Below are 20,052 nucleotides of genomic sequence, written 5' to 3'. Positions count from 1 at the left end.
TTATAGTTCCTTCCCCAAGAGGGCAGTCGTCCGGCTTTGAAAGTCTAGTAGGCGCCCGTGCTGTGGAAGACAGCGCGGACAGTCCGGAGAATGATGACGAGATCGCCGGCAAGGGACCAGTTCTCGACGTAGTAGAGGTCCAGCCGCACAGAGTCCTGCCAAGACAGGTTGGAACGCCCGCTGACCTGCCATAGGCCAGTAAGGCCCGGCTTGACTAGGAGCCGTCTACGGACATCTTGTTCGTAGACGGCAACTTCTGCTGGCAGAGGGGGTCTTGGTCCGACGAGACTCATAGAACCAGCAAGGACGTTGAACAGTTGAGGCAACTCGTCGATGCTGTATTTGCGTAGGACTCCGCCGACGCGTGTCACCCTCGGATCATTCTTCATCTTGAAGAGGGGCCCGCTGCCCTCATTCTTCTTCGATAAGTCCAGCAGCCTGGTTTCAGCGTCTACGACCATCGACCGGAATTTAAGCATCCGAAACATCTTGCCCTCGATACCGACGCGCTCTTGTCGGAAGAGTATTGGGCCACGGCTGTCGAGCTTTACCAGAATGGCTACGAACGTCATAGCTGGTGCAGCAAGAACCAGGAGAAATGCGGCAGCAACTACGTCAAACAAACGTTTAGCGACTCGCTGCCCGCCTTCCAGGGTCGGCGTGGTCACGTGAATCAGTGGCAGACCTGCAACCTGTTGCGTGTGAATACGTGGGCCTGCAATGTCGGTGAGAGCGGGGGCCATGATCAAACCAATATTGCGAGAGGCCAATTCCCAGCCAAGATGACGAAGTGTTTGTGGGTGAAGCTGGACACCGGCCGATACTGCGACTGCATCGGCGCCGCACTCGGAGATAGCGTCCACGATGGAACGTGTGTCCGGCCGGAAGCCCAAAATTGGAAGTCCGGACTCGGGCTCAACTGCAGGACCTTCCATGGTTCCAGGAGTGTATGCAGCCACTGGAAGGTATCCAGCATGCTTGGCCCCTTGAAGGGACGCTGCCAAGTGGGCGACAGCGCTCGGTCCCCCCAACAGCAGAAGTCGCGACATGCTTCGGCCTTGGCGTCGTCTGATACTGAGGTGTTGTCGGATGAGCCAGCGCGCGAGAAGGAGTCCCAAGAGGCCCACCGGCAAGGCTAGGCCGACGTAGCCTCTTGCAGTGTCAATTCGGAGTACGTAGGAGACGATGGCGACGATGCCGAATAACCAAAGCGACGCGGCTGCAACACGCTTGTATTCGTCGGGTCCGGATCCGAGTACCCTACTTTGCCGGCTGTTCCAAGCACCCAACATGAGCCACCATGCGGCCGCCAAAGCAACTGACAGCCAAGCATAGATTAGTTCCTGCCCGGCCACGACAAAGTCTGGTTCAATACCAAAACGAATTATAAAGGCGCCTACAACGGCCCAACTTACGACAAACGCATCGACCACGCCCAACAGCCGGGAGGAACGTGCGCGCCAGTCTGCGTCTTCACCCACTAGAGTCCCCATTTCGAAGCTAATTTGCTAGACGCGCACACCAATATGTCTCGTCGATCAACCTCGGATTGAAAGCAAATTTTGCCGGTACCAATCAACAGTGGAGCGGATACCATCTTCCAGGCCTATGGAAGCACTCCAACCAGACTGCGACAATTTTGATACGTCAAGCAGTTTTCGTGGAGTTCCGTCGGGTTTCGTGGTGTCCCAGGTTATGTCTCCTCGGTAGCCGACTGCGTGAGCAACGAGTGAGGCCAACTCCTTAATAGTGACATCACTCCCAGTGCCGACGTTCACTTGGGCCGCCCCATCATAGTTTTCCAGAAGGTGTAGACACGCGGAGGCCATGTCGTCGACATGGAGGAACTCGCGCCGGGGTGACCCTGAACCCCAGTTGGTAACGCTCTGAGCTCCAGACTGCGCAGCCTCGTCGTAACGACGAATGAGCGCAGGCAAGACATGAGAACCTTCGGGCGAGAAGTTGTCGCCCGGACCGTATAAGTTGGTGGGCATTGCCGAAATCCAAGGCAGCCCATATTGCCTTCGAACGGCCTGGATCTGCATGATCCCGGCAATCTTGGCTATGGCGTAGGCGTCGTTCGTGGGTTCCAGGTGTCCAGTCAGCAGCGAATCCTCGCGGATTGGCTGCTCCGCGAACTTAGGGTAGATACAAGATGACCCGAGGAAGAGGAGTCTTTCGACCCCGTGCTCGCGCGCAGCATCGAGTACGTTGACCTGGATGCGGAGATTGTCACTCAGAAAGTCGACTGGGTAAGTATTGTTGGCAAGAATTCCACCGACTTTGGCGGCAGCAAGAACCACATAGCGAGGTTTTGACGCGGCAAAAAAAGAAAATACGGCTTCTCGGTCCTTCAGATCTAGTTCAGACGAGGTCCGTCCCACGAGATCTGTGAAGCCTTCGGACTCAAGCCGGCGCCAAATTGCAGATCCCACGAGACCCCGATGCCCCGCGACGTAAAATGTCGACGTTCGATCAAGTGTGGCCGGAACAAAGTCGACACCGTCTGCCATTAGTTCTTCCAACTTGCGAGGTCGACCGTATCAATCCAGTGGTTACCGGCATGCTTGAGCGCTTCGATGTCGGCGTCCACCATAATGCGGGCCAACTCCGGAGTATGAACGGAAGCTTTCCACCCAAGCTTCTCCTGGGCTTTGGATGCGTCTCCGACCAAGGCATCGACCTCCGTGGGCCGCAGGTAGCGCTCGTCAAAACGCACGTGATTTTCCCAATTTAATCCCGCGTGATCAAATGAAATTTGCAGGAAGTCGCGGACTGTGTAGTTGCCTCCGGTAGCGAGCACAAAATCGTCAGGTTCGTCGGCCTGAAGCATCCGCCACATGCCCTCGACGTACTCGGCGGCGTAACCCCAGTCTCTCACTGCATCGAGGTTGCCCATGTAGAGAAGATCCTGCTTACCGGCCTTGATAGCCGCTACCGCCCGAGTGATCTTGCGCGTTACGAAAGTTTCTCCGCGGCGTGGGGACTCATGATTGAAAAGAATGCCGTTGACCGCGAACATTCCATACGCTTCGCGGTAATTCTTGGTGATCCAATAGCTGTACACCTTGGCAGCCCCGTAGGGTGACCGGGGGTAGAACGGAGTGTCCTCATTCTGCGGCGGCGGGGTTGCACCGAACATCTCTGACGACGAAGCCTGGTAGAACCTTGTCTTGATGCCGGACATGCGCACGGCTTCCAGAAGCCGAATTGTGCCAACCCCGGTCGTGTCAGCAGTGTGCTCTGGCTCATCGAAAGAGACGCGGACATGTGACTGAGCAGCGAGGTTATAAACCTCGTCGGGGTTGATTTCGGCTAGCAATGTGACCAGCCGCGCTCCGTCGCTCAGGTCGCCATAATGCAAGAACAGCTGGGCCTTGGGATCATGCGGATCCACGTAGAGGTGGTCAACACGGGCCGTGTTGAACGTAGATGCCCTTCGGATGAGTCCGTGGACCTCGTAGCCCTTGCTGAGCAGGAGTTCAGCTAGATACGAGCCGTCCTGTCCTGTGATGCCCGTAATTAGTGCGCGCTTAGTCATTGTGCCCCCCATGGTGCGAAAGTTAAGAAGTCACACAGCCTAGCGGCCGCGCGACGATGCCAGGCTTGATACGAAATCATCATAGTGCCCCAAGGCTGCAACTTCGGACAATGTTTCGTGTCTGAAGCGAAGCCCGTTGGCTCCAAAGGCCCTAGCGACGTCTTGGTCGGCGGCCAAGGTTTCGACAGCATTAAGAAGAGCCTGAGGATCGGCAGCATTAACTCGGATTCCTCCGTTAGAAGCGGCTACTTCCATGGCTGTAACGCTGCCGGCATCAGTCGCGGCAATTACGGCTCGACCTGCATTGAAGTAGGAAGTGAGTTTGCTCGGAACCGCCATCTCAGTCACTCCAGGTAGTTCATTGACCAGTAACACATCGGCTGCTGCCAGCGCTTCCATAAATTCACTTCCGGGAAGAGACGCCATAAATGTTACGTGCTCGAGGCCAACTGCCAGCGTTTCCAACGTTCTACGCTGATTTCCGTCGCCCATCAGTATGAAGCGGACCTTGCTCTTGGCCTTTTGCGCCAAGCTCGCGGCGTTTAGCACGTTTTCAAGCCCTTGCTTCTTGCCCATATTCCCTGCGTGAAGGACGATCACTTCGTCAGGAGCCCACCCAAGGCGAGCACGCACCGGGTCAACATCAAGAGCAGGGGAGGGAGGCAAATGTGTCCAGTTTCGAATTACCTTGACTTTGCTTTCTGGGATACCTAACGATTCTACGATGTACGTTTTGAAGCGCTCATGGATGGCAACCACGCCATCGGTGGACCGAAGTATCGCTCCTTCAAGGACGGCAGTGAGCTGAGCCAACTTTCCACTACCGCCGCCAGTCTCGACTACGCCGCGACTATAGAGGTCTTGCACCCAGATTCCAACCGCAGGCCGGCGTGGTCCCAGCTGGGCACGTAGCGCGGCCAGGCCGCTGGAAAACAGCGCAGGACTCACAAATAGCACGACATCAGGCCTGTGCCACCGTGCAAACATGAGTCTCAAACCGAAGCTCAGCTCCATGTGAAGGCGGGCCACGGTATTTGGGGTGCGCGGTGTGCGGTGCCTCACACGCTTCACATGCACGCCGTTAATCACCTCGGTGGTAGACCAGCCTGTGTAGCCCTCTCTCACCTTCCACTCGGGGTAGTGAGGATAGCCCGTAACAACATGAACGGTATGGCCAGAGGCGGCGAGGCCCTCCGCCAGACTCGTGGTGTAGGGAGCATTGCCGGTGGGTTCGGGGGCGTAGTTCAAGCCGAGAATTGTTACTCGGAGGCGGGTCTTAGTCACAGATGCAACAATAGTCCTGACTGCAGCCGGCAGGGCCCAGTGGTTGGGCAGTATGACAACGAGGGGATCAATTGGGTCAGTCTCAGCGAGTAATAGATCTTTCGATTGCACCGGGAGAACAGTCGGCATGGGGCAGGCCGAAACTTTGGGTGTACTTGTGGGGAATCGTGGAGCTAGTCTTCGTCAACAGTTCATGGCAGGTGAGTTCGCGATTGCGCATTGCCGTTCTTCGTTTGTTTGGCGCCGAGATAGGTGAAGATGTGATTTTTCGGCCTCGAACTCGAGTGAAGTTCCCGTGGAAATTGCGTATCGGTGACCGAAGCTGGATTGGGGAAGGGGTTTGGATTCATAACCAAGATGAGGTTCATATTGGCTGTGATGTTGTCATCTCCCAAGAAACTATGATCACGACCGGAAGTCACGCTCACAGGAAAGATATGGCACTCATCACACGCCCTGTGACAATCGGAGACGGTTGCTGGGTTACATCGCGGTGCCTTGTTCTTGGTGGAACTCACCTCGGAACTTCTTCGCTAATCAGCCCTATGTCAGTCGTCAAAGGACATATACCAGAGAATTCTGTGGTGAGAGGCAATCCTGGCATGATAATTGGTCAACGATTTACCGAATAGTGATTGTGAGACGTTTTGAGAATTATTCATGTTGCCACTTATATTTCTAGCGATGGTGCGTTTGGTGGGCCGATTGCAGTGGCTGCTGCTCAATTGGAGGAGCTTGCACGGCGGGGGCATGAGGTAGAGCTCATCGCCGGATGGGACGGCCTGGCGAAAGTCGAATTAAGCGGCGTAAAGATAAGCCTTTTTAGGGTAAACAAGGTACTTCCCGTGGGCTTCAGTGGTCTTTGGGCGCCTGGACTCCTCGGATATTTGAGAGGCCGGATCACTGCGAATACAACCGTGCATGTTCATGCCGGACGTGATCTTATTAGTCTTGCCTGTGCTCAGATGCTGAAACTCCGCAACGCCAAGTATGTCCTCCAAACCCACGGAATGATAATGCCGGATCGTAGATTTGTCAGTCGCATCCTTGATTTGGCCATTACTCGACGAATTCTATGCGGCGCAGATTGTGTCCTTACGCTCACTTCCGCGGAGGAGACTGGACTGGGCCACGTGGCTAAGTCTCGCGTGAACGTCCGAAGGATTGCAAATGGTATCGCGATCCCGACTGATCCCACTGTCGTGCAGGAGAATCCAAATGAAGTACTTTTCCTCGCCCGCCTTCATCCGCGCAAAAGAGTACTTGCGTTTGCGAGTATGGCTAAACTCCTCCGCCAGGATGGTGTAGATGCGAAGTTTGTTGTTGTAGGCCCTGACGAAGGAGATCTTCCCGCATTGCGTTCCTTTGTTGCGGAACATTCTCTTGAATCCGTAGTTATGTACGAGGGCCCTATCCCTATGGTGGACGCCCGAAAGCGACTCGCTCGTGCCAGCGTCTATGTACTTCCTAGTCGAGGCGAAGTCTTCCCTATGACTGTGCTTGAGTCCCTGTCGGTTGGAACACCGGTGGTGACCACCGCGGACTCAGGTATCGCCAGTGACCTTCGTGACTGTAATGCTGCACTCGTTACTGACGGCTCGCCGGATGAGCTTGCCAAAGCTGTAGAGTCAATTTTGCGAGATCAAGATCTAGCATTGCGTCTGGCCGAGAACGGTCTTGAGGCGGTATCGGCCAAGTTCAGTATTTCTGCCGTTGGCCGGGTTTTGGAATCGATTTATCGATAACGACAATCGACCCCAGAAAATCTTGAGTGGATGACGGCCTGAAACGTGTCCTGAGCCCTCCACCGGGCCTATACGGAGCCAGCCAGCCGTTTCTAGTCGCAGTTCATGTCTCTTCATGATCACAGGCTCTTCCTCGTTCGTAGGGAATTGATTGCTAGTTGGTTTTAAAGGCGTCCTGTACCCCCGGTCGGATGAGTGTCTCAAGCATTCAAACCAAGAAAAAGGGTCACGAGCCTTGAGTGATCCTGTCGTTGTAGTGCCCGAGGCTGCCACCAGCGTCTTCAGCCTGCTACGGGGATGTCGCGCCGGTGTTTTCGAAGGGGTCTGGGCTAAGCGGAGATTCTTCTTCGATGAGGATGTGCGCCCGCGCAGGACATTCACCGAGGAAACCGCCGAAGTCCCGCGCCGGCACGGTCCACCGGCCGGCTCCGGGTCGCCCTCGTTGCCACAGTTATCGGATCCGGCGGGGCCGCAGCGGAGGCTGCCTCCTCGTTCGTGACTCATGGTGCCTGGGCCAGCGCGCCCTGGACTCCGCGGCACTGACCCTGCCAAATGTTGACGCCTTGGCACACCGGATGCTCGGCATCGACGAACACCGCTACTGGGCCGTGCGGTTCTTACGCGACCCGGCCACCAAGGCCTGGAAACGCTACGAACCCTGGATGACCACAATTGTCGATCTCGACACCGGACAGGCCCTGGGGATTGTGGACGTCCACGACAGCATGGGCGTCGGGGAACGGCTGTTCGCCCGGCCGCTGCCTGGCGTGCAGGTTGTGGCGATCGATCCGTCAGCGGCGTTCCGGAAGGCCCTGCGGATGTGGCTGCCGGGCACCGCGGTCTTGGTCGACGCGTTCCACCTGGTCAAGCTCGGCAATGAAATGGTCACCGAAATCCGGCAGCGGCTCACCCAGCAGGTCCAGGGCAACGCTCCATCCACCCGGTCTGGGCCAATCGGCGATTGCTCCTCCGCGCCGGGGACAGGCTCTCGGACCGGGCCCCGGATAGGCTTAATACCGTGTTCGCGACCGACGACGCCATCGGGAAGCTGCGGGCCGCCTGGCTGGTCAAGGAATAGTTGAAGACGTTGCTGGCCACGGGATCCCTTGCCGACGCGACCGCTGCGAAAGACCAGCTGCAGGCTTGGTCTAGCAAGCCGCCCAGCCGGAAACGAACCGGCTGTGCCGGTGGCGGAAAGAGATCGAAGTCCTCATCGTCACCGGCGCAACGACAGCCAAACTGGCTCTTCGTGGTTGGTGGGAATTGATTTCGTGTCGTAGATAATCAGGGGGCCTGCGGCCCGGCTGGGATGAGCGTGTCTAAGCATTCAAACCAGGAACAAGGACCACGAGCCTTGACTGAGCCTATCGTCGTGGCGTCCGACGCTGCCACCAGCATCTTCAACCTGCCCAACTACCGCGTCATATCCGTCAGCATGCTGGCCGATGGGCGCCGCCAAGTCATTGTCGAAACGGACCAGCCACCGGGCTGTCGACCTGCCGTGCCGTGGCGACGCGGCGGAAGGAACGCCTCTGCCAGCGGATCCGGGACATCCCTGTTGCCGGCGCCATGAAAGTCCTCTGGTCCAACTACTGCTGGCACTGCGAGGAACTGTCGTGCTGACCGAAGCCTGTTTCCTCACCCTGCGCGACGTGGATGAGCTCAGCCCCCGGATGCTGGGCGTCGACGAGCACCGGTTGCGGTCCGTGCGGTTCTTCCGAGACCCTCAGTCCAGATTTTGGGGTCAGGCGCGAGCCGTGGATGACCACCATCGTTGACCTCGACACCGGCCAGCTGCTGGGGGATCGTGGATGGCCTGGACCCCAAGGGCGTCGGTGACTGGCTCTTCGCCCGTCCGCTTCTGTGGCGGGTGGGAGTGCATGTTGTTGCGATCGACCCGTCTGCAGCATTCCGAAAGGCGTTGTACAGGTGGCTGCCCCGCACTGCCGTGGCGGTCGACCACTTTGACCTTATCTCGCTGGCCAACCGTGCCGTGACCGAGGCCCGCCAGGACCTGTCCCAGCGGGCCAAGGGCCGTCGCGGCCGCGGGGATGACAAGGCCCGGGCGCACCGGATGCTGCTCCTGCGCGCCGTCGAAACGCTGTCAGAGGCAGCCGCTCACGCCTGGCCGAGGTCTTCGCTGCCGATGACTCGACCGTGAAAGACGAACTAAAGGTCCTCGTGGATGCCGCCGGACGGCCCGAGAACAGCAGGCTCTACAGCACCGTCTGCCGGTGATGGAACAAGATCGAATTTCTCATCTTCACCGGCGCCACCACCGGCAAGGTCGAGGCAAACAACACCCCGATCAAGCACATCAAGTGCACGGCCCGTGACTACCGGAACCCAGCCGATTACAAATCAGTTATCTTCATGAGAAGTGTCGTCCGGACGGCGGCATGACACTCACCCGGGAATCCATTTTCCCACTAACCGTGAAGAGCCGCCAAAGTAGAAGCGAACAACACCGCCATCAAGCAAATAAAAAAGACGGGCCCGGGATTCACCAATGCACGCAACCTACAAACGCGTATCGTGTTGCGCAGTGCTGCCAGAACAGCGGCATGAACAATCCTCACGGCAGAACACTCACCGTCAACCATGAAGAGCCCCATAGTGGCCACCATGCAACGCTCGGGAGTTGCTTCATCTAGCGACGAAATTGTTACGTGCCTAAATGGGAGATCCAATTCGAACAGGCACAACGCCGGTATGTCTTGGGCTAAGCCTCTTGTGAGGCCGCCGTCATACGTGCTGGTGCTTTCGGAGCTGACCTATTACTTCCCAATAGCTGCCAGAGAAGCATTGGAACCAACTGGATTACCGTCATTGTAATTGCAGATGCAACGATAGGCCCCGGAGTCCCCCAAGTCAGTGCTGCCCAGACCGCAAAGGGAAGGCCGATTAGGCATGCAATTGAGGTGACCAGCGCCTGAAAATTGATGTCACGGCCGCTGTTAAGCCTCATCATGGACGGCAAGGATAGAGAGTTAGCTATTAGAAATGCCGCAAACGCTGAAGTTACTTGCCACGGAACATAATTTGCGTCACCGGCGACGAACCAAGAATAGAGGGGTGTGGCGATGAACAACAATCCACTAGCCAGTACACCAATTAGGCCAAACAACCCCGTGGCAATCACAAATCCACGTTTAGAACCTCTCGCCGACGCAAACCTCGTCCACAGGGGTGTCGCTGAACTGGTTATTAGGCTGAGAAGCGGAGAAAATATCTGGGCGCCCAAAGCATAGGTCGCCAGGCCATGCGGGACCGCCGTTATTCCAAGGATAAGACGATGGGAATTGTGCGTCAATGGAGATGAAACGGAAATTAAGAACATACTGACGGCAGTGCCCCATATGGGCTCAGATCTATCCCTCATTTTCGTTCGAAAAATTCCACGAATAAGTTGTCCAGGTCTGAGGTGGATACGCGTCATTGCAACGACAGTTACGGCCACGGATGAAACCAGCGCTGCCGCCGGCCAAACTGAGTAGAGATAAATTACGTCAACTCTCAGTACCGCAAATATCGCAACCACCGACAATACCAAAGGTGGCGCGATCGAGAGTATGTAGATACTTGTGTGGGTTGAATCAAGTCCGATAAGAACTCGATTGCCGAATGAGATTGGTATGTTAACGCTAATAATCGCCGCCGCAGCGAGCAAGGCCGCGGTGGGTATCCTCCCTGCGGCGAAGTCCAGTTCAGGTCCTAATTGAAACGCGGCTGCCACGACGCCCATTCCAATTAAAAGAGCAAATACTAATTGTGCTTTTAGGCTTCGGAAAATCATCGGATGTGATCGACGGACGTCGCCGTCTCTCCTGGCAATTGAAACGCTGTTCATAATCACAGCGCCTAGTCCAAGATCCGCAAATGGAATCAAGTACTGGAGACTTGCGATGAAAGTAACGATACCGAATGCCGCTGCACCGTACTCTTGGAAGACTATTTTCGAAGCTAATGCAGTGAATATAAGACTCGATGCAAGTGCTACACTGCGTGCACCGCCAGCCTTGATTACACTTGCCATTAAACTGGGCATCTTCATTCCTCTTGCCGCAATTTCCTAGAAGGGAAGAACACCCGGACATATGATCGTATAAACCAGAGAGGAGCTAACTTTCCGGTGGTGAGACAGGCAAAACGCCACTGCTGGGCAGGAGGCAATCCGAAGGGGGAGAGCGCAAATCGCACGCGAAGATAGAGTGGGACATCATGGCGGAACATTTTTCCCGTTTGCGGATTGCGATCATTTTGGCCGATTGCCTTTGGTAAGATGTTCGATTTAAAGCCATGCTTTTTGGCGAGAATTCCATATGCCAGGTCTGCATAGGCGTGGCGATAACCTGTCGGAAATTCAACATTGTCATAGATTGCGCGAGGTATGCCCACGAAGTTTCCGTTAAATGTGTCGCATTCTTTGCCGAGATCGGATGCGCCACTGAGTTGAAAGCTGAGAGGGTTAAGTCTGCTTTGATTTCGGCCACCGTAGGAGATTTCGCCTGAATCTGCGGACTCTACGGCACCAGCAAGAATGGCGTTTCCTTGGGTTGCTCGGTAGCCCGCAAGAAGGACTTTGATTGCGTCGGCCGATAAGTCTAAATCATCGTTCACCCAGAGGATTAGATCTGGGTCTTCGCGGCGTGCAACTTTGTGTGCCTCCCTCATACCTCCCGCCCAGTACATGTTTCCATTGCCGTCTATTACGTTTACGCCCATGGCTCGAAGTGCTTCACCTGTGCCATCGGTGGACCCATCGTCCACTGCGACAAATCGGACGCATGCATCTTCATTGGCTTGACGAAGTATTTGGGAAACAATCCGAGTTGAAAGATGTCGGCGGTTGTGGCAAGTCATTGCTACCACAATAGTAGGGGGCGAATTGAGGCCTTCTGGGTTTGTGCTCATGATTCAATCCTTGAGATGACGCGGCATGGGTTTCCCCCAGCGACGACTCCTGCCGGGATGCTCCTAGAAACAATGGACCCGGCTGCGATTACCGACCCGCGACCAATCGTGACCCCTTTCAATACCGTAGATCTTGTTCCGATGAAGACATCGTCTTCAATCACGACGGGAGCCGTATCAACATCACCGGGAGGGGCAAAACGACGCAAGGATACGTCTGCCAGTTTCGCCGGGTGGTGATCCGAGTCAGTAATCAGCACGCCGGCGCCGATGAGAGTACGTTTACCAATAGTGATGGAGTCTCTGGCTGACAGAATGGCTGCAGATAAGCCGGCGCTCTCTTCAACCACAATTTTTGCTTGGGGAGTGAGTGTTATGAGAGCGCTGCGATGTTGGCAGAGTATGTCGTTGGATTTTGGTTTTGAGTTAATAACGACATTATTGCCAACAAGTATTGTCGAGCCCTGATGGACCTTTACAATCGGCAGTCCATTGAAACGAGCTGTTGCTGAAAGTTGCAGGCCCTGGTGTCTCAATAAACTGGCTTTGATTACTCTCATTATGGAAGCCTTGGCCGTAAGTTTCAATTTCAGGATTGCCTTTCTGGGTTCAAGGAATGGCCACCGCCGTGACGAGTAGGACCTCACCTTAACTTTGTCGGGTGCCGCAACAGCGTTGGTTTCGCCGTTGGCCGGACCTGGAGCGGATTGCAGGAAAACGACTAAAGTCCAAGGGTTCTAATCCAATGGTCGGTAGGACCACGATCGTTCCGCGATGAAGAATTCATCGCAGATCGGCTGAACTGATGGTTTCGAAAGGCCCGGTTCGTCCAGGGGCTGAACCCTTCAATTAGGCCCGAGACATCGACGGTTTTTTCGATATGCGCCTTATCTGATGTCGCAATAGGCGGAACAGAGTATGCGGGCGCGCGATTCTTTCTGCAATTGCTCGAGGGAGCCCCAGTTCTGACTGCAGGGCCCGAAACTGTCGCCACGCTGCCTGGTCCTCAATGCCCCTTGTTGTTAGTACGTCTATATCCAGACCAAGGAACGACGAATAGTAGGAGCGGACGCGCTCGCTTTGTTTCACAGCTTCAATGGCCTTGGTGGCAGACTTACCGCCTGCCAGACGGTGGAGGCACGTAGGCTCGGGAATGGCGAGAACATCCGATACAAGGGAAACTCGTATGAGGAGTTCGAAGTCTTCTGCGAACCTAGGATGCAGCGCGACTGGATCCTGGCCGCTCGCAGATACCAAAGACGACCGTCTCCAAATGGCAGCGCTCTGAGGCCATGGTGCGTAGGTCTCCTGCAGGAGGTATCGCGTGTCAAGTTGACGGGGCAGACTTCGGCGGGGCTGGAGCATGCCCTGATTGGATTCACTATTAGGCGTGATCAGGCCACCAATGACGCCTGCCGTGGGATTCTTGTTGAGCAACTGTGCCGCATTAATTGCCCCGGGCAAGAGGGCATCATCGCTGTCCAGAAAGATGACAAACGTCGAATCTGCGACGGTAAGCCCAGCGGATCTCGCGAGACTGGCCCCCCTGTTATCTTGGCGAATGACTTCCGCCCCGTGGGCGGCGGCGATGGCGCCAGTTCCATCTGTACTTCCATCATCAACAACGATTACAGGCCAAGAGGCTAGAGAGGCGATACTGACGATAGCTTCAGCTATCGTCGCCTCTGCATTGTATGCAGCGATTACCACTGTGACATCAAGGTCTGAGGCAGTGGGACCCGACCCGCTACTTTGATTTTCGTCTAAGTTCCCGCTCATAGCTACTTCCACGTGGTTTGGAGATTATTCTGCAGTGGCTCATAGGCTGGGTACCATATTGGTGATTTCGGACCCAGGCCGCCCCGCTTCCGCAAGGTCTAGAGATGCTCTGCCTGTGACAGGTACTTCGTCGCGGGACGTTGTGTGCCATCCGGGCCGCTGAGGCCGGACGGGTAGTCACGTCGCGCGGTTCGTTCACCGTGCAAGTCGTTTGATGTGCTGTCCCCCCTGCGAGAGCCATTGGGGCTTCCCTTGGATTGCGTATCGTGGCTGTAGTAGCTGTAGGAGTACGCGTCGGGGCCTTTCACCGGAAGACGATTCAAGACGACTCCAAGTACGTTGGAGCCCACCATCTCTAAGGCCGTTAGTGACTTTTGCAGATCCTGAGTTCTAAGCTTTTGGGCACCAACCACAAGCACGACCCCGCTGACATGTTGGGACAGAACTGCCGCATCGGTAACCGGAAGCAGGGGCGGGGCGTCAATGATGATCGTATCGAAGACCTGCTCCAGACTGCCTATCAGATCCCTCATCTCCTCCGAACCGAGGAGCTCGCTTGGGTTTGGGGGAATCTGGCCTGAGGTCAAGACAAAAAGACTGTCTTCGCCCCACGGCTGAAGGAGTGAATTGATATCTGCAGCGCTTACCAATGCTGTGGTAAGCCCAGCATTTCGGTCGATTCCAAGATACTCGCTTACCATGGGGCGGCGAAGGTCCGCATCAATCAAGCACACGGTCTGCCCCGCTTGGGCCAATGCAATTGCGAGGTTCGTTGCGGTTGTGCTTTTCCCTTCACCGGGAAGCGATGACGTCACAAGGACTGTTTTTGCTTTTCCCGAGACATTCGCGAACTGAAGGTTAGTCCGTAGCTGTCGAAAGGACTCCGCTCGAGGACTTTGCGGAGAAGTTTGAGTCAGAAGAGGTTTTCTCGTTGCGTCTTGGTCGAACGAAATGCCGCCGAGGAGAGGCGAATCAGTGACTTGGCGGAGATCCTGCTCGCCACGAATCCGATTATCCAGTGTGCTTCGGAGTACTGCTGAACCTACGCCTGCGGCCAAGCCAAGGGTCAGTCCGAGCAATAGGTTAAGCCTTGTGTTTGGTGCGGAGGGCAGGGGCGGGGCAGTTGCTGGTTTGATGATTGAAAGATTGACCGGCGACGAACCACCAGCCTTCGGTCGTTCCAATGAATCGACAGCCACGATGAGACTATTCGCCACGGCCTGGGCGATTCCGGCCGCCTGAACTGGGGAGTGATCTTCGACTGAAATATTGATGAGGACAGTATTAATATCCGACGTCGCGGCAACTCGTTTTGACAGTTCGTCCGCCGTCATGGAAAGGCCCAGATTGTCAATTACAGGCTGAAGAACGACTGGAGAGCCTACGGTCTTCACGTATGACTGAACCCTAGCCTGGCTGAAGGTATTGCCCTGCTGAAGTTCCTGGACCGACCCGGAACTTTGGATTGCCACGAACAACTGTGTCTCAGCGGTATACGTCGGCTGAGTCGCGAAGGCTGTTGCACCGCCACCGAGCAGGCCAGTAAGAGATGCGGCCAGAATCAATATCCAATGTCGCCGAAGGATGCGCAAGTAGTCGCGTAAGTCCAAACCGGGGTCCCCCTGTGTTGATTCTCAAGGCAACCGAAAGGAATGCCTCAGAACGGCAATATTCTTGTGGTCACAGCCATCATACCCGGACTGAGAATTTGTGAATTCTCTGTGTCGAAGCTGAGGATGAGGCAAAACTGTCCTGTGCGAACTAGCGGACAAGGGGGTGGCCATTGCTCCTGCAAACAAAGTGAGTTGGACCACTTGCCTCATGCCGCGCGCTGTTCTAGCGCGTATCAACATCCTCAAACACCAAAAACGTCTGCGTGTCCAGCACCCCAGGCATGGACTGCAACTGGTCAAAGATCACTCTGCGCAGGTCCACGTTGTCCACTGCCCGGACCAGCAGGATGACGTCAAAGTCCCCGCCCACCAGGGCAATGTGGTGCACCTCCGGGATGGCGCGGAGCAGCTCGCGCAGTTCTCGCCAGGAATGCTGCCTTACTTTCAACGTTACGTAGGCTGAGGATTTGAGCCCCGCCTTAATGGGATCAACCAGCGCCGTGAACTTCGTCAGCACGCCCTCGCCGGTCAGTCGCGCAATCCGTGTGTAGGCGTGAGCCCGCGAGATATGGACGTTCTCCGCAACCTGAGTGACGGACATCCGCCCGTCGCGGGTCAGCTCCGCGATGATGTTCCGGTCTACGTCATCCAGCGGCACCGCCACCTGGTCCGCCTCGGTCTCTGCCATTTGTCCACAACTCCTGCCGGTAACGCAGCTCACACTTACGATTCGTCTTTCAGACTAGGCCAAAATAACGTACTTCTCCACGATTCCGCGCGGGACTGGATACGAAAGTTCCTTCAGAGTGATACTTGAAGCGAATAGTGGCTACAGAAGGACGGACCAATGACGATCTCCGCGGACCACACCGCCCTCGGGCAGGACGCGCCGGAACAGGCGAACGGGAACCACCTGGCCGAAGGTGCGGCAGCCGAGGCTGTGCGCAAGTTCGGCATCACGGTGGAGGACTACATGCTGCCCGCCCGCCACCAGATCCAGATGGTGGATCAAGACGGCACCCTGAACCCACACACCGAGCAGGGCGCCCAGCCCGGCCACGAATACGCGCTGCCCGGCGACGCCGAACTGCTGGCCGCGTACGAGCAGCTTGTCGTCGGCCGCCGCGTCAATGACCAGAATTCCGCTCTGGTCCGCCAGGGCCGCATGGCTGTTTACCCGTCAAGCCACGGCCAGGAGGCCTGCCAGGTGGCGGCCGCCCTCTGCCTTGCCGACGGCGACTGGATCTTCCCCACCTACCGCGACTCCGTGGCCGTGATGGCTCGCGGCGTGGACCCGGTGCAGACGATGACTCTCTTCCGCGGCGACTGGCACAGCGGCTACGACCCCACAAAGCACAAGGTGGGCATCCAGTGCACGCCGCTCACCACCCAGCTTCTGCACGCCGTCGGCGTCGCCCACGCCGCAAAGCTCCGCGGCGAGGACACCGTGGTCCTGGCCATGTGCGGCGACGGCGCCACCAGTGAAGGCGACTTCCACGAGGCACTGAACTTCGCGGCCGTCTTCCACCTGCCCGTCGTTTTCTTCGTGCAGAACAACCAGTACGCCATCTCGGTACCGCTGGCCCACCAGTCCGTGGCGCCGTCACTCGCCCACAAGGCCGTGGGCTACGGCATGGCCGGCGAACGCGTGGACGGCAACGACGTCGTCGCCCTCCTCGCCGTGCTCGGCCGCGCAGTCAAGCTGGCCCGCGATGGCTCCGGCCCGCTCCTCGTGGAGGCCCACACCTACCGGATGCAGGCCCACACAAACGCCGACGACGCCACCCGCTACCGCCAGGACAGCGAAGTGGCCCAGTGGGTGGCCAAGGATCCGCTGAAGCGGATGCAGACCTACCTGACCGGCCGCGGACTGCTGGACGACGACGGCGCCGCCCGGATCGCGGAGAAGGCGGAAGCGGTTGCCACGCAGCTCCGCGAGGGCCTGGGCGAGGACGTCCCCGTCGACCCGCAGGACCTCTTCCGCTACGTCTTCTCCACCCCCACCCCGCAGCTGAAGGAACAGTCCGCCATGCTCGCCGACGAAATCTCCCGAGACGAGGCCGCAAAATGAGCCCCACTGTCACCACGTCCTCCGAGGTCAACGGTAACGTCAGCGCGGCAACCGCCCGCGCCGCTGCCAAGGCCGCCGCCACCGCCGAATCGACCGGCCCGCAGACCATCACCCTGGCCAAGGCGCTGAACACCGCCATGGCCGACGCCATGCATGCTGACTCCTCCGTGCTGGTGTTCGGCGAGGACGTCGGAATGCTCGGCGGCGTCTTCCGGATCACGGACGGACTCACCAAGACCTTCGGCGAGTCCCGCTGCTTCGACACCCCGCTGGCAGAGTCCGGCATTGTCGGCATGGCCGTGGGGATGGCCATGAACGGCATGCGCCCGGTGATCGAGATGCAATTCGATGCCTTTGCCTACCCTGCTTTTGAGCAAATCGTCAGCCATGTGGCCAAGATGCACAACCGCACCAAGGGTGCGGTCAAGCTGCCCATCGTCATCCGCGTCCCTTACGCCGGCGGCATCGGGGGAGTGGAGCACCACTGCGATTCTTCCGAGTCCTACTACGCCCACACTGCCGGTCTGAAGGTCTTCACCCCGGCCACTGTCGCCGACGGCTACCGCATGCTCCGCGAAGCCATCGACTCCGATGACCCGGTGATGTTCATGGAGCCCAAGAAGCTCTACTGGTCCAAGGACGTGGTGGACCTGGAAGGACTCCGTGCCGAGCACGCCGACAACACGGAGCGCGGAACGTCCTCGGAAGGCCGTGCCGCCGTCGCCCGCCCCGGCACCGATGCCACCCTGATCGCCTACGGTCCGTCCGTGCCCACCGCACTGGCAGCAGCTGCTGCGGCGGCAGAGGAAGGCCGCTCACTCGAAGTGATCGATGTCCGCTCCATAGTGCCGTTTGACGACGAAACTGTCTGCGCGTCAGTCCGCAAGACCGGACGTGCTGTCGTGATCGCTGAGGCGCACGGCTTTGCATCGGTTTCCTCAGAGATCGTGGCGCGGGTCCAGGAGCGCTGCTTCCACTACCTGGCCGCGCCGATCCGCCGTGTCACTGGCTTCGACGTGCCCTACCCGGCACCGAAACTCGAGCACTACTACCTGCCCGGCGTGGACCGCATCCTCGACGCCGTTGACGACCTCCAGTGGGAAGACTGATCAGATGAGTGAACCGAAAGTATTCCTGCTGCCGGACCTGGGCGAGGGCCTCACCGAAGCCGAACTGGTGAGCTGGCTCGTCTCCGTGGGCGATGAAATCCGCGTCGACCAGCCCATCGCCGAGGTTGAGACCGCGAAATCCATGGTCGAGGTCCCTTCCCCGTACGCCGGCACCGTCGCCGTGCTCCACGGAGAGCCGGGACAGACCCTCGACGTTGGCAAGCCGCTGATCTCGGTCACGCCTATTGGCGCTGGGCCGGCGGCTGAGCCTAAGTCTCCGGCCGTCGAGCGTGTCGAAACGCCGGTGGTTGAGCCTGCCGAAACCGGGGCCACAGCCTCTGCCGCAGCAGAAACCTATCGAGACGAGGAAAAGGCCGGCTCCGGCAACGTTCTCATCGGCTACGGAACGCCGGGCGGACACGGCCAAGCCCGTCGCACCCGTGCCCGGAAGTCCGCCACGGTCGAAACCGCCGGGATACGCTCTGTGGCAACCAAGGTCAGCGCCGCGGAAATGGCCGCCGACGATGTCATCCTCCTACGCACCCGCGTGCCAGGCAAGCTCGGTGCCGTGATTTCGCCGTTGGTCCGCAGGATGGCCCGTGACCACGGTGTTGACTTGAGCGGACTGCAGGGCTCGGGAACCAGCGGGCTGATCATGCGGAAAGATGTCGAGGCGGCGATCGCTCCTTCAAAGGTTGAGCCTGCCGAAGTGCCACAGAAGCGCTCGATGGTTGAGCCTGTCGAAACCCGCCGCCCGCGCCCGGCGGTTGAGCCTGCAGGGCCCAGAACTGAAACCGACTCCCGCACGGGCCTCGGCATCAGTAGCCGCACGCCGGTCAGAGGAGTGCGGAAGGCTGTGGCCGCGAATCTGGCCCGCAGCCGCTCGGAGATCCCGGAAGCCACCGTATGGGTCGACGTGGACGCCACTGCTCTCGTGGAAATACGCGCCACCTTGAAGAAGGCGGACCCGCACAATACCCCGGGCCTGCTGGCATTCATCGCGCGGTTCGTCACGGCCGGACTGAAGAAGTACCCGGAGCTGAACACCCGGATCGTCACTATCGAAGACGCCGTTGGCGGAGAGAGCCAGGAAATCGTGGCGTTCGACGGAGTCAACCTGGGCTTCGCAGCTCAGACGGACCGCGGGCTCATGGTGCCGTCGATCCGAAACGCGGATAAGATGAGTGCCCGAGAGTTGGATGTCGAAATTCGCCGGCTCACCGCAGTCGTGCGGGAGGGTAAGGCGACACCGTCCGAGCTGGGCAGCGGCACCTTCACGCTCAACAACTATGGCGTCTTCGGGGTGGACGGATCCGCCGCGATCATCAATCACCCTGAAGTGGGGATCCTAGGCCTGGGACGGATCGTCGACAAACCCTGGGTGGTTGACGGGCAGCTCGCCGTCCGTAAGGTCACGGAGCTGACGCTCACCTTCGATCACCGTGTGTGCGACGGCGAAGCAGCCGGAGGGTTCCTCCGCTACGTGGCAGATGCGATCGAGAACTCGGTGTCTGTGTTGGTCGATATGTGACTAGGTGAACTGGGCCCCGAGGATTTGATCGGATCTGGGCCACAAAGTCGCAGAAGTCCGCCAGCGCATGGCAATGGGCGGCTCCGACGGCGCCTTTGCTTCTTCAAACGCCAATGATCGCTGGAATTCCTCTCCTCTTCTTCTACTGGCCCCTATTAGGTGTACTGGTACTGGGCATCGGTTTGATCATTTGGATGGTGTCGCCGATGCTGGTGTTGGATTGGAGATCCTCGGTTCCCTGCTGAGCTCGTCGCGGAGCTTGATCGAGTCGATGGAACCGCGCGAGACTTTGCCGGGGTGGGCCTCGACGTCTTCTCGGGGCAGAGATGAGGCAGACGTTCCTAAGGACGAGCTCCGCTACGTCCCTGTTGTTTTTCGCCGTCGGCGCCTATCAGGTAGGTTCGCCTATCTTTCACGTCGCGATGATGGCTGGCCCGCCCGAGGATCTGCCATTCGCGTCGATCC

17 protein-coding genes are annotated in these 20,052 nt (G+C 57.9%); 7 read left to right on the top strand and 10 right to left on the bottom strand.

Going from position 1 to position 20,052, the window contains the following annotated elements; genetic code table 11:
* Positions 1-44: 44 nt before the first annotated feature.
* Genes AC07YR_RS18595 through AC07YR_RS18580 form a run of 4 tightly spaced genes read right to left on the bottom strand, consistent with a single transcriptional unit; the run spans position 45 to position 4,789 of the window.
* Positions 45-1,493, bottom strand: coding sequence for a sugar transferase (locus AC07YR_RS18595; protein WP_494734817.1), 1,449 nt, complete (start codon positions 1,491-1,493; stop codon positions 45-47).
* Positions 1,494-1,538: 45 nt separating this feature from the next.
* Positions 1,539-2,513 (bottom strand): GDP-L-fucose synthase family protein, encoded by a 975-nt coding sequence (locus tag AC07YR_RS18590; RefSeq protein ID WP_494734816.1) that lies wholly within the window; start codon positions 2,511-2,513, stop codon positions 1,539-1,541.
* Positions 2,513-3,541, bottom strand: a complete 1,029-nt coding sequence (gmd, locus tag AC07YR_RS18585) for a GDP-mannose 4,6-dehydratase (RefSeq protein WP_494734815.1) — start codon at positions 3,539-3,541, stop codon at positions 2,513-2,515. The genes AC07YR_RS18590 and gmd overlap by 1 nt, the downstream gene beginning before the upstream one ends.
* Before the next feature lie 39 nt (positions 3,542-3,580).
* A complete protein-coding gene (locus tag AC07YR_RS18580; protein WP_494734814.1) occupies positions 3,581-4,789 on the bottom strand; it encodes a glycosyltransferase family 4 protein in 1,209 nt (402 codons plus the stop codon).
* 683 nt (positions 4,790-5,472) lie between these two features.
* Between AC07YR_RS18580 and AC07YR_RS18575 the strand changes: the two genes are divergently transcribed.
* From AC07YR_RS18575 to AC07YR_RS18560, 4 genes are all read left to right on the top strand, one after another.
* Complete coding sequence (locus AC07YR_RS18575) at positions 5,473-6,570, top strand: glycosyltransferase (RefSeq protein WP_494734813.1); 1,098 nt, start codon at positions 5,473-5,475, stop codon at positions 6,568-6,570.
* A 575-nt stretch (positions 6,571-7,145) separates the two neighbouring features.
* Positions 7,146-7,652, top strand: a complete 507-nt coding sequence (locus AC07YR_RS18570; protein WP_494734812.1) for a transposase — start codon at positions 7,146-7,148, stop codon at positions 7,650-7,652.
* Positions 7,653-7,924: 272 nt separating this feature from the next.
* Positions 7,925-8,143, top strand: coding sequence for a hypothetical protein (locus tag AC07YR_RS18565; RefSeq protein WP_494734811.1), 219 nt, complete (start codon positions 7,925-7,927; stop codon positions 8,141-8,143).
* 201 nt (positions 8,144-8,344) lie between these two features.
* Positions 8,345-8,731: a transposase gene (locus AC07YR_RS18560; protein ID WP_494734810.1), complete on the top strand. Its 387-nt coding sequence runs from the start codon at positions 8,345-8,347 to the stop codon at positions 8,729-8,731.
* A gap of 561 nt (positions 8,732-9,292) precedes the next feature.
* Here AC07YR_RS18560 and AC07YR_RS18555 read toward each other — a convergent pair.
* The 6 genes from AC07YR_RS18555 to AC07YR_RS18530 all read right to left on the bottom strand — a co-directional run bounded on the left by AC07YR_RS18555 (position 9,293) and on the right by AC07YR_RS18530 (position 15,564).
* Positions 9,293-10,606, bottom strand: coding sequence for a lipopolysaccharide biosynthesis protein (locus AC07YR_RS18555; RefSeq protein ID WP_494734809.1), 1,314 nt, complete (start codon positions 10,604-10,606; stop codon positions 9,293-9,295).
* A 14-nt stretch (positions 10,607-10,620) separates the two neighbouring features.
* Positions 10,621-11,484 carry a glycosyltransferase family 2 protein gene (locus AC07YR_RS18550; protein WP_494734808.1) on the bottom strand — a complete coding sequence of 288 codons (864 nt, stop codon included), beginning with the start codon at positions 11,482-11,484 and terminating at the stop codon, positions 10,621-10,623.
* Complete coding sequence (locus tag AC07YR_RS18545) at positions 11,481-12,044, bottom strand: acyltransferase (RefSeq protein WP_494734807.1); 564 nt, start codon at positions 12,042-12,044, stop codon at positions 11,481-11,483. Before AC07YR_RS18545 ends, AC07YR_RS18550 begins: the two co-directional genes overlap by 4 nt.
* A gap of 289 nt (positions 12,045-12,333) precedes the next feature.
* Positions 12,334-13,263: a glycosyltransferase family 2 protein gene (locus AC07YR_RS18540; RefSeq protein WP_494734806.1), complete on the bottom strand. Its 930-nt coding sequence runs from the start codon at positions 13,261-13,263 to the stop codon at positions 12,334-12,336.
* Positions 13,264-13,361: 98 nt separating this feature from the next.
* The gene (locus AC07YR_RS18535) at positions 13,362-14,873 is read right to left on the bottom strand and encodes a tyrosine-protein kinase domain-containing protein (protein WP_494734805.1); all 1,512 of its coding nucleotides are present in this window, start codon (positions 14,871-14,873) and stop codon (positions 13,362-13,364) included.
* 226 nt (positions 14,874-15,099) lie between these two features.
* Positions 15,100-15,564, bottom strand: coding sequence for an Lrp/AsnC family transcriptional regulator (locus AC07YR_RS18530; RefSeq protein WP_028271531.1), 465 nt, complete (start codon positions 15,562-15,564; stop codon positions 15,100-15,102).
* Positions 15,565-15,723: 159 nt separating this feature from the next.
* Between AC07YR_RS18530 and pdhA the strand changes: the two genes are divergently transcribed.
* From pdhA to AC07YR_RS18515, 3 genes are read left to right on the top strand one after another with little or no spacing between them, the layout of a single operon-like run.
* Positions 15,724-16,947: a pyruvate dehydrogenase (acetyl-transferring) E1 component subunit alpha gene (gene pdhA, locus AC07YR_RS18525; RefSeq protein WP_494734804.1), complete on the top strand. Its 1,224-nt coding sequence runs from the start codon at positions 15,724-15,726 to the stop codon at positions 16,945-16,947.
* Positions 16,944-18,056 (top strand): alpha-ketoacid dehydrogenase subunit beta, encoded by a 1,113-nt coding sequence (locus tag AC07YR_RS18520; RefSeq protein WP_494734803.1) that lies wholly within the window; start codon positions 16,944-16,946, stop codon positions 18,054-18,056. Before pdhA ends, AC07YR_RS18520 begins: the two co-directional genes overlap by 4 nt.
* Positions 18,057-18,060: 4 nt before the next feature.
* Positions 18,061-19,587 carry a dihydrolipoamide acetyltransferase family protein gene (locus AC07YR_RS18515; RefSeq protein WP_494734802.1) on the top strand — a complete coding sequence of 509 codons (1,527 nt, stop codon included), beginning with the start codon at positions 18,061-18,063 and terminating at the stop codon, positions 19,585-19,587.
* Positions 19,588-20,052 lie beyond the last annotated feature (465 nt).

Source organism: Arthrobacter sp. GW460-12-1-14-TSB2, from assembly GCF_059423525.1.
Note: the sequence above shows the minus strand (reverse complement) of the source record. Positions and strands in the feature narration are given on the sequence as shown.